The 14,579-nt window shown below is 34.0% G+C and carries 11 protein-coding genes and 1 pseudogene; all 12 read left to right on the plus strand.

From position 1 onward, the window contains the following. Nucleotides 1–16: 16 nt before the first annotated feature. Nucleotides 17–1,639 carry a cytochrome c biogenesis protein ResB gene (resB, locus tag COD11_RS12325; RefSeq protein ID WP_098797220.1) on the plus strand — a complete coding sequence of 541 codons (1,623 nt, stop codon included), beginning with the start codon at nucleotides 17–19 and terminating at the stop codon, nucleotides 1,637–1,639. A 19-nt stretch (nucleotides 1,640–1,658) separates the two neighbouring features. Beyond that, on the plus strand, nucleotides 1,659–2,834 hold the full coding sequence (ccsB, locus tag COD11_RS12330; protein ID WP_098797221.1) for a c-type cytochrome biogenesis protein CcsB: 1,176 nt from the start codon (nucleotides 1,659–1,661) through the stop codon (nucleotides 2,832–2,834). A gap of 176 nt (nucleotides 2,835–3,010) precedes the next feature. After that, on the plus strand, nucleotides 3,011–3,733 hold the full coding sequence (locus COD11_RS12335; protein WP_098797222.1) for a response regulator transcription factor: 723 nt from the start codon (nucleotides 3,011–3,013) through the stop codon (nucleotides 3,731–3,733). Beyond that, nucleotides 3,730–5,529, plus strand: coding sequence for an ATP-binding protein (locus tag COD11_RS12340; RefSeq protein ID WP_098797223.1), 1,800 nt, complete (start codon nucleotides 3,730–3,732; stop codon nucleotides 5,527–5,529). The genes COD11_RS12335 and COD11_RS12340 overlap by 4 nt, the downstream gene beginning before the upstream one ends. 124 nt (nucleotides 5,530–5,653) lie before the next feature. Further along, nucleotides 5,654–6,244 (plus strand): cob(I)yrinic acid a,c-diamide adenosyltransferase, encoded by a 591-nt coding sequence (locus tag COD11_RS12345; protein ID WP_098797224.1) that lies wholly within the window; start codon nucleotides 5,654–5,656, stop codon nucleotides 6,242–6,244. A gap of 331 nt (nucleotides 6,245–6,575) precedes the next feature. After that, nucleotides 6,576–7,127 (plus strand): RNA polymerase sigma factor SigX, encoded by a 552-nt coding sequence (sigX, locus tag COD11_RS12350; RefSeq protein WP_098797225.1) that lies wholly within the window; start codon nucleotides 6,576–6,578, stop codon nucleotides 7,125–7,127. Then, on the plus strand, nucleotides 7,105–8,319 hold the full coding sequence (locus COD11_RS12355; RefSeq protein WP_098797226.1) for a hypothetical protein: 1,215 nt from the start codon (nucleotides 7,105–7,107) through the stop codon (nucleotides 8,317–8,319). The genes sigX and COD11_RS12355 overlap by 23 nt, the downstream gene beginning before the upstream one ends. Before the next feature lie 218 nt (nucleotides 8,320–8,537). Beyond that, nucleotides 8,538–9,263 (plus strand): annotated as a pseudogene (locus COD11_RS12360) (peptidoglycan DD-metalloendopeptidase family protein); the annotation flags it as partial. A 265-nt stretch (nucleotides 9,264–9,528) separates the two neighbouring features. Next, on the plus strand, nucleotides 9,529–10,266 hold the full coding sequence (locus COD11_RS12365; protein WP_098797228.1) for a GntR family transcriptional regulator: 738 nt from the start codon (nucleotides 9,529–9,531) through the stop codon (nucleotides 10,264–10,266). Nucleotides 10,267–10,379: 113 nt separating this feature from the next. Next, nucleotides 10,380–11,045 carry a transaldolase family protein gene (locus tag COD11_RS12370; RefSeq protein WP_098797229.1) on the plus strand — a complete coding sequence of 222 codons (666 nt, stop codon included), beginning with the start codon at nucleotides 10,380–10,382 and terminating at the stop codon, nucleotides 11,043–11,045. Between the two features lie 78 nt (nucleotides 11,046–11,123). Then, on the plus strand, nucleotides 11,124–12,632 hold the full coding sequence (locus COD11_RS12375) for a xylulokinase (RefSeq protein ID WP_098797230.1): 1,509 nt from the start codon (nucleotides 11,124–11,126) through the stop codon (nucleotides 12,630–12,632). A gap of 420 nt (nucleotides 12,633–13,052) precedes the next feature. Beyond that, on the plus strand, nucleotides 13,053–14,555 hold the full coding sequence (locus COD11_RS12380; protein ID WP_098797231.1) for a sugar ABC transporter ATP-binding protein: 1,503 nt from the start codon (nucleotides 13,053–13,055) through the stop codon (nucleotides 14,553–14,555). The last annotated feature ends 24 nt before the right edge of the window (nucleotides 14,556–14,579 follow it).

Raw genomic sequence — 14,579 nt, forward strand, 5'->3', positions numbered from 1 at the left:
ACGGGGAGTTTTCAGCATGAATAAGGTAACATGTGAGTGTGGTCATGCAAATCCGGAAGGAACTCTATTATGTGAATCTTGTGGTAATCCAATAGGAGAAAAAGAGAAAAAAGAAGATAAAAAACTATTGGATATGAAATATGAAGGGTCTGCAAGGCGCTCTCAAACATATAAAAAAACATTTGTCGATAAAATTTGGAACTTCTTTTCCTCTGTAAAGGTAGGGGTGTGGTTAATCTTCTTAACCTTATTAGCTTCTGCGTTAGGAACTGTGTTTCCGCAGGAGATGTACATCCCGCCATCTGTGACAGCAAGTGAGTTTTATAAAGATGAATATGGCTTTCTTGGTCAACTCTATTATGAATTAGGTTTTCATAATTTATATGGATCATGGTGGTACATGATCTTAGTAGCTTCAATTGGGATTTCCCTAGTGATAGCCAGCTTAGACCGCTTTGTTCCTTTATACAGAGCGTTAAAAAAGCAAGGGGTCACAAGACATGCCTCATTTATGAAACGCCAAAGACTGTATTCTTCCACAGTGACAAATGAATATGATGTAGAATTATTAAAAAAACGCTTAACTTCAAAGCGCTATCGTGTTCGAGTGGAAAACGGAAATATTTTAGCTGAAAAAGGTCGATTCTCAAGATGGGGTCCCTATGTGAATCATTGTGGGCTAATACTCTTTTTATTTGGTGCTATGCTTCGCTTTGTTCCAGGAATGTATGTTGATGAGGTACTGTGGGTTAGAGAAGGGGAAACAGCGGTAATTCCTGGTACAGAAGGTCGTTATTATCTTGAAAACAAAGATTTTATTATGGAAGTTTACGAGAAAGACAAAGAAAGTGAAGTTTTTGAAGAAGCCATAACACGTGTTGGAGACGGTAGTGTAGTGAAAAATTTCCAATCAGATGTTGTCTTGTATGAAAGAAAAGGCGAAATTGTACATGGAGCAACACCTGAGTTAACAGAAGTTAAGGAAGAAGAAATTAGAGTAAATGAGCCGTTGAAATTTGAATCCTTTTCTCTTTATCAAGTGGACTATAAACTAAATGAACTAAATAAAATGACATTTAGTTTAATAGATAAAGAAACTGAAAAAAGCTATGGGAAAATCATGGTAGATCTATTAGACCCTCAAACAGAATATGATTTAGGTAATGGATACAAAGTTGTAGTCTCAACGTATTTACCAGACTTCTATTTTGATGAAGAGGGTGTACCTGCGACGAAAACGAGAATACCTGATAATCCAGCTTTTGTTTTTAAAATGTTTACTCCTGAGACTCCTGAGGGTGAGTCTAGTTTTGTAGCTATTCAGCAGACAATTGAACCTTCAGGAGAAAATAAATATAAAATGAAGTTTGAAGGTATAGAAACGAAAGATTTGACGGCGCTAACTGTTCGAAAAGATTTAACACTGTGGATACTAGGTGTTGGTGGAGCGATCTTTATGATCGGTGTCATTCAAGGAATGTATTGGAATCACCGACGAATCTGGATAAAGCGGGAAGAAGACAAAGTTTTAATTGCTGGTCATACAAATAAAAACTGGTATGGTCTATCTAAAGAGCTTAAAATTTTGGTAGAAGATACAGCTTTAAACTTGCCTAAAGATCAGAAAGAAAAAGAATAGTGTTAAAGGAGGGGAAATTGTGGCAGCATTAAGTAGTACATTATTAGAGATTGCTTTTATTATCTATTTAGTCGCTATCTTTTTATTCGGTGGCTCTATTCGAGATAAAAGAAATAAGTCGGATAAAACAAGTAAATGGACAATTGTAGCCGTTGCAGCAACCATCTTAGGGTTCTTATCACAACTAGGCTACTTCATCACAAGATGGATTGCATCAGGACATGCACCTGTTAGTAACTTATTTGAATTTACAACAGCTTTTGGTATGATGCTTGTTCTTGCTTTTATTATTTTATTCTTTATTTATAGGGTGGCAATCTTAGGTTTATTTACTCTACCTATTGTCGTATTAATTATTGCATACGGTAGTATGTTTCCAACGGATATTAATCCACTAATCCCATCACTACAAAGCCATTGGTTATATATTCATGTGACAACGGCTGCATTAGGGCAAGCAATATTAGCTATTAGTGCTGTGGCAGGGATTATTCATCTTGTGACAGTTGTAGATCAAACAAAATCATCAAAGAAAACCTTTTGGTTGGAATTTATTATGTACGTCCTTGTTGTAACGCTAGGATTCATTATTGTAACAAGTACATTTAGAGGTCTTGATTATCAAGCTGATTTTAACTGGATTGATAAAAATGAGCAAGAAGTTGTTATGACTTATAATATTCCGGCATTAGTAGGGCCTCATAAGGGCGAACTAGTGACAGATGGAAAGTTTGAACCATTAGTTGACATGCCTGCGATCATATCTGCAGTTAAGCTTAACACAGTTATTTGGTCAGTTATTGTTGGTACAATTCTATATGGGCTAGTTCGACTTATATTCCGAAAACGCATCGGACAAATGATCAAGCCATTTACCAAAAATGTAAATCTTGAGCTTGTTGATGAAATAGGATATCGTTCTGTAGCTATTGGGTTTCCAGTGTTTACCCTTGGGGCACTTATCTTTGCGATGATTTGGGCTCAGATTGCCTGGACAAGGTTCTGGGGTTGGGATCCTAAAGAGGTATGGGCACTTATTACATGGTTATTTTACGCAGCTTATTTGCATCTTCGATTATCAAAAGGATGGCATGGAGAAAAATCAGCTTGGCTTGCAGTTGTAGGTTTTGCGATCATAATGTTTAACTTGATCTTTGTTAACTTAGTTATTGCAGGCTTACATTCATATGCATAATTGCTTTAAGTTGGCCTAATAATAGCAAAATAATCAGCTATAAACATACAATCAGTATAAACACTGCTAATAAAGCCTTCACTCTTTGCAGTGAAGGCTTTTTGTTATACTCTTAATATATACATAATGATTAAATACCAAATATGAAACACTTACCTATAAGGAGGGTTCTTATTATGGAAGAGAACCAATTTGCCAGAATTTTAGTCGTTGATGATGAAGATCGTATTCGTCGACTTTTACGGATGTATTTAGAAAGAGAAAATTATGAAATTGAAGAAGCTGAGAACGGTGATGAAGCACTTGAATTAGCATTGAACAATGAATACGATTTAATTATGTTAGATGTAATGATGCCTGGTATTGATGGTGTTGAGGTATGCAAGCAATTACGTGAAAAAAAGGCAACACCGATTATTATGTTAACAGCAAAAGGTGAAGAAGCAAACAGAGTACAAGGCTTTGAAGCGGGTGTGGACGATTATATTGTAAAACCTTTCAGTCCGAGAGAAGTTGTTTTAAGGGTAAAAGCATTACTTAGAAGATCTTCTCAAACGTCATATTTGAAAACAGAAACAAAAGCAAAAAATGTAATCGTTTTTCCTCATTTATCAATAGATCATGATGCACATAGAGTAACTGCAGATGGAAATGAAGTTAGTTTAACTCCTAAAGAATATGAATTATTGTATTTTCTGGCAAAAACTCCAGATAAAGTGTATGATCGGGAAAAATTATTGAAGGAAGTATGGCAATATGAATTTTTTGGTGACTTACGAACAGTGGATACACATGTTAAACGATTAAGAGAGAAGTTGAGTAAAGTTTCTCCAGAGGCAGCAAAGATGATTGTTACGGTGTGGGGAGTAGGGTATAAATTTGAGGTAAATCATACATGATTCTCTGGAGAAGTGTAGTAGGGAAACTGTGGGGAACGATACTTTTACTCGTTTCCTTTGTTTTATTTGTATTAACGATTTTAATGCTGGAGTTTATTGAAAATTACCATGTGGATGAAGCGGAAAATGAATTACAACAATTAAGTACAAAGGTTTCTGCCATAATGGAAAGTCATGAGGATCAATCTTTAGCAAGATCAATTGCGTGGGAATTAACAGATGAATTAACTCATATTTTAATTATTGAAGATAAAGATTCTTACTGGAACTCGCCTATCATAGACGAAGATCTGCCTCATTTAGAATTTGAAGATATAAAAGATGATCAAGAATTATCATTACCTCTTACAGAAGGAAAGAAAATTAGTAAACGCACAAATTTAGATTCTCCAAATGATGTTTTTGCTAACGGTGAAGAAGAGGTACTAATTGTTGGTATTCCATATAAGGTGTCAGATACTGAAAAAGGAGCAGTCTATATTTCGCAATCTCTTCAAGCAGTTCACGAAACAACAAAAGAGACAACAAAATATATTATCCTAGCCGCTGGAGTTGCCATCATCTTAACGACTATTTTTGCCTTCTTCTTATCAACAAGAATCACCTATCCATTAAGAAAAATGCGTGAGGTAGCTCAGGAGCTGGCAAGGGGGAAATTCGAATCAAAAGTTCCTATTATGTCAAACGATGAAATTGGGGAGTTAGGAATAGCCTTTAATCAGATGGGAAAACAGCTTAAGTTTCATATTAACGCTCTTAATCAGGAAAAAGAGCATTTAACAAATATTTTAAGCAGTATGGCTGATGGTGTTATCACTTTAAATATTGATGGTACGATCTTAGTAACAAACCCACCTGCTGAAAGATTTTTACAAGCCTGGTATTACGAGCAGGGAATGCTAGTCAAAAATGATGAAGAGCTCCCACCTGAAGCAAAAGGTTTATTTCAACGAGTTGTTAACACTGAAAAAGAACAAATGACTGAAATTATGATACAAGGAAGAAGCTGGGTTATTTTAATGACACCCTTATATAATCAATCATATGTAAGAGGAGCTGTTGCAGTTCTACGAGACATGACAGAAGAACGTCGACTTGATAAGCTGCGAAAGGATTTCATTGCTAACGTTAGTCACGAGCTTAGAACACCTATTAGCATGTTGCAAGGATATAGTGAAGCCATCGTTGATGACATTGCAAGTACGGAAGATGAGAAAAAGGAAATTGCTCAAGTTATATATGACGAATCGTTACGAATGGGAAGGCTTGTTAACGAATTATTAGATTTGGCTAGAATGGAAGCAGGACATATATCCTTGAATTTGGATGAAGTATCTATACCACAGTTTATTGACAAAATAAGCCGAAAATTCCAAGGTCCTGCTAAGGATAAAATGATTAATCTTCAAACAGATCTTCATCTTAATGAAACCAATTATGTAATAGATCCAGATCGAATTGAGCAGGTGCTTACGAACTTAATAGATAATGCCATTCGTCACACGAATGAAAATGGAATTGTATCAATAACTGTAACATCAGAAAAAGATGGCTTAGCAATGGATGTACAAGATTCTGGAAGTGGAATTCCTGAAGAAGATCTGCCGTTTGTATTTGAACGCTTCTATAAAGCAGACAAAGCAAGAACAAGAGGAAGAGCAGGTACAGGTCTTGGATTAGCAATTGTTAAAAACATTGTTGAAGCACACCAAGGGAAAATAACTGTTCATAGCAAAATAGGTGAAGGTACGACATTTAGTTTCTTTTTGCCTCGAAAAAAGCTAGAATCTGAATAATACTGACGAACAATCTTGTTTCATAAGAAACAAGATTGTCTGATTTTTAACAGATATTCATTAGACCTTAAAACATACACATGGTTTAATAATAGTAAGTTAAAAACTGTGGGGAGTGATACAAATGAATTTATATACAAAAACAGGCGATAGTGGAAAAACGAGCATAATAGGAGGACGTGTTGATAAGGATCATTTACGTGTAGAAGCTTATGGGACAATTGATGAGGCTAACTGCTTTGTTGGTCAAGCGATGACACATCTAACAGAACCTCTTTTTGAAGATATATATCAAGAACTTGAAAAAATACAGCATGAGTTGTTTGACTGTGGAGGGGATTTAGCGGTTGTGAAAGAAAAATACCCCTATAAAGCAAATAATGAAATGGTTGAGTTCCTAGAAAAACGTATTGATGCTTATGTAAAGGAAGCCCCTGAATTAGAACGATTCATCCTTCCAGGTGGAAGCCCTGCAGCAGCAGCTGTTCACATTGCAAGAACTGTAACAAGACGGGCTGAAAGATGCACGGTTTCTTTACAAAAAGAAATGGAAATAAACGAATTGGCTTTAAAATATTTAAATCGATTATCTGACTATTTTTTTGCGATTGCAAGGGTCATTAACCATCGTTTAGGTGTTAAAGATGTTGAATATGAGCGAAGTGCTCTCGTGTTTAAAACAAAGTCTCCTAGTAAAGAGAAAAAAGATTCCTAATGATCTATAATATAGCGGATGGAAAAAATCGTATGCGACTTATTAGCCATACGATTTTTTGTTTTGAAAAACGGATCTTTACTTAGAGACGTGTCGAAGCTAGATGAAAAAGAGCGAACAGGCACAAGAGAATTGTAAAATGATGAAGATTTGAAAGCAATTATGAGTTTAAGAGAATCATATTATAAAATATATAATAGTTCTATAAAACATGGTAAAGTAGAAGTTAGTTGTGGAAAATATTACATAAATATTTCATTTAAATTACGGGCTATTTATGTGAAACGTTACAGTGTTTTTTACGACTATATTAATGAACGGAGGGTAATTCATGGAGGATACCTTTCAACAATTATATGAAAAATATCATCATGATCTTTTTCAATTTTTGTTTTATATGGTAAAAAGCCGTGAACAAGCAGAGGATCTTGTTCAGGAAGTTTATATTCGTGTATTAAAATCGTATGACAAATTTGAAGGTAGAAGCAGTGAAAAAACATGGCTTATTTCTATTGCCAGACATGTGGCCATTGACTGGTTTCGGAAACAAAAAACAATCCGTCAAAGAATACTAGAGCGATTTGATTGGGATAAACAACAGATTGAAGATGATCAGCACCCATTACCTGATGAGGTAGCTATACAAAATGAACAGATTCAATGGATATACAGAGCATTAAATTCCTGTTCAATTGATCAACGTAGTGTCGTTATTTTACGATATATTCAAGAGTTATCAATTACGGAAACAGCTGAGGTATTAGGTTGGACAGTAAGTAAAGTAAAAACAACCCAACACCGTGCGATTAAGCAATTGCAAAAACATATAAACAATTTGTCTGAAAAGGAGGGGCTTTCGATTGAAAAAACGGGAGTGGAATGAAGAGCAAGTTGAGCAGCTTTTACAGCAGTTACCCTCTGTCAAGGATAAACGGACTGCTGATCAAATTTATCATCAGATACAATTAAAACAAAGTGTTAAAAAGAGAACGAAAACCTGGATTGCTCCTGCAATTGCTACTGTTGCAACTCTTATGATTTTTGCAATTATGACTCCATATATATTTAATGGCTTTACTTCTTCTAGTGAGGAAAGCAGTATGGATATGGCCACTACTTCTTCAGAGGAAACTTCAAAGCGTGAAACTGCAAAAGCACCAGAAGTACCAGAAGTAGAGGAAAACAACATAAATGAATCAGTTTTAATTGAGGACCAAAATGAAAACGTCGCTCTTGATATAGAAAATATGGAAGAGAAGATATTGCTAGATGAAGAAAAAATAACTTATGTCACCTATGCTATTGATTCTGAAGAGGTGGTAACAGTTGGGTTAACTGATGAAATGGCCCAAAATGTTATTCCAGTTACATTACAAGGAAATAACAGCAAAGAAAATCTAGACAGAATACTTGAGTTTATACCCGAGGATTTCTTTGATGAGTTAGGACCTGTTTCCTTTGAGCTTAGAAATTCGGAACTATCTTCAAAAGAAGACCCAGGGGAAGTTTATATTGATTATAAAGATGAGGGAGGAATCACTTCTTCTTCAGCTGAAGTAATGTTTAAAGAAACAATTCAAGAAACATTTCGTTGGATAGGTGTGAAAAAGGCCAATCTGTCGACAAATGGGAATGAAGGTATTTTATTCGGAAATACAGGATTAGTAACCGAAATAGATATTCCTCAAATAAGAAATAAAGCCTATCTTATTTATCAACACGATGAGAGTACGAAAAAACTACTCGTACCTTCCCCCCAGCCATTAAAGAATATGATTGAAGCAATTGATTTAATGAAGAACGGATTACCAGCATACAATTTATCACCTTCTATTGAAAATAATATAATGATTAATGTTATAGAAAAAGAAAATCAACTAAATATTGAATTTGATAATAATACAAAAATTGAAAACAACGAACAAAGTATTATGATGTTAGAAGCACTCTTGTTAACGGCTAAAGATTTTGGATATAAGACAGTTAAGTTTAATGGAATAAGTGAAGAAAAGATTGGTGTTATGGATGTTACCAACCCGATTGAGGTGCCATACTCACCAAATCCGATTAAATAGGGAAAAGAGGCTCAAAATTTTGAGTCTCTTTTTATGTATAGTTAGGAAAATAAAGTTACATACTACACATGTTTTCTTTTTAAGACGGGTCTTTATACAATGACCATTGAGTAGATTTAAAAGATATGGTTAATGTAAAAGGCAAATCCTCGGAAAATTCTAAAGATATGGCTATTAATTAAAACTATATAGCAAAAAAATGTAACAGGAGGAGAAAAATGCTAGTTAGAAGAATGAGTTTAGTTTTATTAACTTTGAGTATTATGATTGGGATGTTAGTAATAGAAAAGAAACATGTGCAGGCAGAATCATACATAAAAGAGCTAGAAGATCAATGGGTACAACCTGTTAATGGGACGATAACAGATACATTTGGAACACGAGATGGAAAACATAAAGGAATAGATATTGCTGCTCCGGAGGGTGAGGAGATTGTATCTGTTTCAGATGGAAAAGTAACAAAATCTTATTATTCAGATTCATATGGAAACGTTGTTTTTATAGAACATCCAGAAGGTTATGAAACAGTTTATGCTCATTTAAGAAAACGAAATGTTAAAGAAGGTGAAACTGTTAAAAAGGGACAAGTAGTGGGGATTATTGGTAACACCGGAATTTCGACAGGAACACATTTACATTTTGAATTACATGAAGGTGAATGGACGTATGAAAAAGAACACGCATTAGATCCTTTATTTGTATTTGAATCTCATACTGCACATGCTAATCAAGAAAATAAGGAAAATGAAAAAAAAGATCAAAATCAAATACAAGAAGAAGCTAAGAAAAAAACAATGAATGAACAAGAGGCACAGAAGAAGGTTATTACGGTAACGAAAGGTGATACACTTTGGGGACTATCCAGTGAGTATGATGTATCAATTAAGTCCCTTCAGGTATGGAATGATCTTGATAGTGATCTTATTTATCCAAATCAAAAATTAACTTTATATTTGAATGAAGATAACTATACTGTGCATTCTTTGTATACTGTGGAAAAACAGTTTAGCTTCATTCATTAGACCTGAATTAAGTAAAAAATCAAACAGTCCAAATTAGGGCTGTTTGATTATTAATAAAAGTATTTTATAGAAAATCATTTTGTTATTGACTGAAAATTAAATTTAATTTATGATTTAATTAGCTTACTGGTAAAGACAACTTATCATCTTTAACATTAATCCTTACCAGCGATGAGGTGAAAACAACATGCTAAAAGGAAAGATAAATAAGGAAAGTCCACTACCTCTTTATTATCAACTAAAGGATATTATTAAAAGTTCTATTGAAAATGGATACTTGCAACCAGAGCAAGCTATTCCTTCAGAAAGGGAGCTTTCGGAATCTTTTGAAATTAGTAGACCTACTGTTCGACAAGCACTTAATGAGCTTGTGAATGATGGATCATTAATTCGAAAGAAAGGACTTGGAACTTTTGTTGCAAAACCAAAAGTATTTCAACAGTTTTTGGAAACGTTAACAAGCTTTGATAATGATATGAAGCAAATGGGGCTTCCGTTTACAACTCAGGTTGTCACCCAAAAACAATTGTCCCCTTTACCTATGTTAGAGAGTATTTTTGGATCTTCTTTTAGTGGCTTTACTTATATTGAAAGAATTAGATTAATTGAAAACAAACCTATTGTTCTTGTATCAACATATGTTCCAATAGAACTGGCGCCTTCCTTAAAAGATGATGATCTAACAAATTCGTCTCTTTATGAATTATTGAGTAGTAAATATAACCTGCAGATTGATAAGGCAACACGAGTTTTAGAGGCTAAGAATGTAGAGGAGATAGATGCAGGTAGTCTAAGTGTGGAAATTGGTTCAGCTGTTATGTCAATCAAAACAACAGGGTATTTAAGGAATAATCAACCTTTTGAATATACGATAGCCAGATACAGAGGAGACCTTAGTAGTTTTACAGTTAATTTAGCTTATTGATAAACGTTTTCCTAAAAAGAATGATTAGATGAGCTTGGAAGAAAAGAACCTATGTAAAACTTGAGAGTTAATCTCAATTTAAATAAAAATTTAAAATTAAAGGAGTGGTAATAATGGAAATTTACATTGATACAGCAAATTTAAATGAAATCGAGGAGGCTCAATCTTTATCGATCTTGGATGGAGTTACTACCAATCCATCAATATTATCAAAACAAAGCTTACCACACAAAGAAGTCTTGGCAAAGATAAACTCAATTGTTAATGGGAAGGTATGGTATCAAGTTGTAAGTGATACGTCTGATGAAATGGTAAAGGAAGCTCTGCAAATAATTGAAATATTAGATAAGCCAGTTATTAAGTTACCGATGGGTGGAGAAGCCCTAAAAGCCACAAGAGTTCTAACGAATCAAGGAATTGAAACAAATATGACACTTGTTTATTCAGTTTCACAGGCAATTTTAGCTGCGAATGCAGGTGCTGCCTATGTTAGTCCTTATGTTGGTAGAATTAATGATATTGGCTTGTCCGGTTTGAATCTTATCCAAGACATAGTGAATGTATTTCAGGTTCAAAATATTTCCACAAAGGTAATAGGAGCAAGTTTAAGAGGAAGTCATGATATTGTTGATGTTGCATCATTAGGAGCAAAAGCGGTAACTATGCCTTACCGAGTGTTAATGCAAATGATTGAGCACCCCATGACAGATAAAGGTCGTTTACAATTTAGCGAAGACTGGAATACTTATCAAACACTAGTAACTTCCAATTTAGAATAACATAAGTTAATAAAATTAAAGCTTAATAGGTTTTGCCGATCTTAGATCTCTATTATCGTAATTAAGAAAGGTGATATCATGAAGTCTTATATTTTAGCTCATGACCTTGGAACTACAAATCATAAATGTACAGTTTTTCAAGACGACGGCAAGATTATAGCAACGAGCACTCGCTTAACTGTTACGAAATATGGAGAGGGAGGTGTCGCGGAACAGGATCCAAATGGATGGTGGGATAATGTTGTAGAAACGACAAAAGAAGTTTTACAAAATGTAGCACCAACCAACATTGCTGTCGTTTCTTTTAGTGCCCATATGAACGGGTGTTTGCCTGTTAATAAGGATGGAGAGGTATTATATAATTCTATTATTCATGCTGACTCAAGGAGTAAATCTGTAGAACCAGATGTTTTTCAAATAATAAATGAAAACCAATTATACAAGTTAACCGGAAATCGAATTGATGCTCACTACCCTGTTCTGAAAATATATTGGCTGAAAAAGTATTTACCTGAGGTTTATAAGAAAACTGCTTATTTTTTACAAGCAAAAGATTATTTGGCATATCGAATGACAGGAACACTTGGTGTTACTGATTATTCGGATGCTTCGTTAACAGGAATGATGAACTTAACCAAAAAAGAATGGGAATACCCGCTTTTTGCGGAGTTAAAACTATCCCAAAATAAAATGCCAGATATTCTGCCTTCTTCATCAATAATTGGTCATATTAAAAAAGACGTACATGAAGAAACTGGTTTGCTTCAAGGAACCCCTGTTGTTATAGGAGGAGGGGATGGAGCATGTGCGACAATAGGTGCTGGGTGTTTTAGTGTAGGAGATAGCTATATCAATATTGGGACTACTGCTTGGGTTTCAAAAGTTACGAATGAGCCATACATTGATTCTGAAAAAAGAGTCTTTACAATCTGTGATTTAAATGAAAAACATTATAATGTACTTGGGACAATGAAAACAGCTGGTGCAGCATATGAATGGGCAATAAAACAATTCTCTACCTTAATGGATTGGGGAAAATTAGAATCAAAACCAGAATATGAAAGATTTGAAAAATTACTTCTTAAAGTACCCCCAGGCGCAAATGGTGTAATCTATCATCCTTATTTACTAGGAGAACGTTCACCTATTTGGAACGATATGATTCGGAGTAGCTTTTTCGGAATAGGTTTAAACCATAATAGGTTTGATTTATTAAAGGCAGTTTTGGAAGGCGTTTCATTTTCCCTTACCGGAATTGCAGAAATATTAAATTTTTCTGATCCAGCTACTAAGTATAATTTAATCGGCGGTATGTCAAACAATAAGGTCTTTAACCAAGTACTAAGTGATGTTTTACAAAGACCAGTTTATGTAAGTGAAAAAAGCTCTGAGGCAACTTCACTTGGTGCAGCTATTGCTGGAGGAGTAGGTGTTGGTTTATATCGTAACTATGAAGAAGGGGAAAAATTAATAAGATTTAAGGAACATTATGAGCCATTAGAAAAACATGGTGATATTTATCAACAAAGACTAAAAATATTCAAAGAACTGTATTTAAAGTTAAAAGATATTGATTTGCATATTTAGAATAGTAAAAAAGATTTTCTCATATTATCACATAATTTAATGTTGGAAAAAATAAAAAATAGAAAAATACCAAAAAGCAATAGTTTTAGTTTACTTGGTTATTTTTCTATTTTTTTGAGTGGGAATAGAGGAAATCTAAAAAAAATATAGAATTATGTAAAAAGATCGTTTTGGAAGCGAATACATTTTTTTGATTTTTTAAAAAATAAAGATTGATTTTAGAAGTTTATTTGTTTATAATCAACATTAACAAAGTAAAAGAAAGAAAAACAAAGATAAAACCAACATAATTATTTGCTTAGTATTTTATAATAATAGAAGATTACTGAGAAACCTCAGGGTAAAATTAGTTTTTATGCTGGTTTTATCAAAAGAACACAGATAGTTACTACATATACCAAAATAAAGGATGGTGAAAATATGAGTAATGTTTTACTCAAGATGGAGGGAATTTCTAAAAGCTTTCCAGGTGTTAAGGCACTATCTGATGTAAAGTTTGAATTATGCTCTGGTGAAGTGCATTCATTACTTGGTGAAAATGGGGCTGGAAAATCGACTTTAATGAAAGTGCTTACAGGTATTTATCAAAAAGACGAAGGTAGGATTATTTATCAAGGAAAAGAAGTGGAAATCACTGATACGAAAATGGCACAAAATTTAGGAATAAGTATTATACATCAAGAATTAAATTTAATGCCTGACCTAACAGTTGCTCAAAATATCTTTATAGGCCGTGAGCCTAGAAGTAAGTTTAAATTATTCTTGGATGAAAACGAGCTTAATAGAAAAACACAGGAACTTTTTGATCAACTTAATTTAAATTTAGATCCTCGTGCATTTATTTCTGATTTAACAGTTGCTAAGCAACAAATGGTTGAAATTGCAAAAGCTTTGTCGTTTAATGCGAAAGTACTAATAATGGATGAACCTACTGCTGCCTTAACTGATTCGGAAATTGAAACCTTATTTGAGATAATTAATCGATTACGTAGTAATGGTGTAGGAATTGTTTATATTTCACATCGAATGGATGAGTTAAAGCGTATTACAGATCGTATTACCGTAATGAGGGATGGCACATACATAGATACGGTCATTACGAAAGAGGTTCCTATCGATAAGATTATCTCATTAATGGTTGGTCGTCAGATTTATGGTACTTCAAAACCAGTTATAGAGAATGTTACTGATGAAGTAGTTTTAGAGGTTAAGAATCTTAACCGTGGTAAAGTTCTAAAAGATATAAACTTTAATTTGAAGAAAGGAGAAATACTTGGTTTTGCTGGATTAATGGGAGCTGGTAGAACAGAAGTTGCTCGTGCCGTTTTTGGGGCGGATCGAATCGATTCTGGTGAAATCTTTATTAATGGAGAAAAAGTTCAGATAAAAAGTCCAAATGATGCTGTTGAAAATGGTATAGGCTATTTATCAGAAGATAGAAAAAGATTTGGTCTAATGGTTGATATGGACGTGAAAACGAATATAGCGATCTCATCTATTAAAGAGTTTTTAAATCCTATTGGTTGGGCTAATGATGATAAAATTAGTGAAGTATCCAAAGAAATGGTCGAGAAGCTTGGGGTAAAAACTCCTAGTATTAATCAACTCTTGAAGAATCTTTCAGGTGGTAATCAGCAAAAAGTGGTTATTGCAAAATGGTTAACCCGTGATTGTGATGTTTTGATTTTTGATGAACCAACTCGCGGAATCGATGTTGGAGCAAAAGGAGAAATTTATAAACTTCTAAATGAGTTAGCGCAGCAAGGGAAGTCTATAATTATGATCTCATCTGAATTACCGGAGATTCTTCGTATGAGTCATAGAGTCATTGTTATGTGTGAGGGGAGAATTACTGGTGAACTAAGTTATGAAAACGCTTCACAAGAAGCGATTATGAGCTATGCGACAAAACGCATAAGTTAAAAGGTTGGTAGTGTCAAAAGATTT

Origin of the sequence: Bacillus sp. AFS040349 (genome assembly GCF_002577655.1) — a bacterium.
GTDB lineage: Bacteria > Bacillota > Bacilli > Bacillales > Bacillaceae > Metabacillus.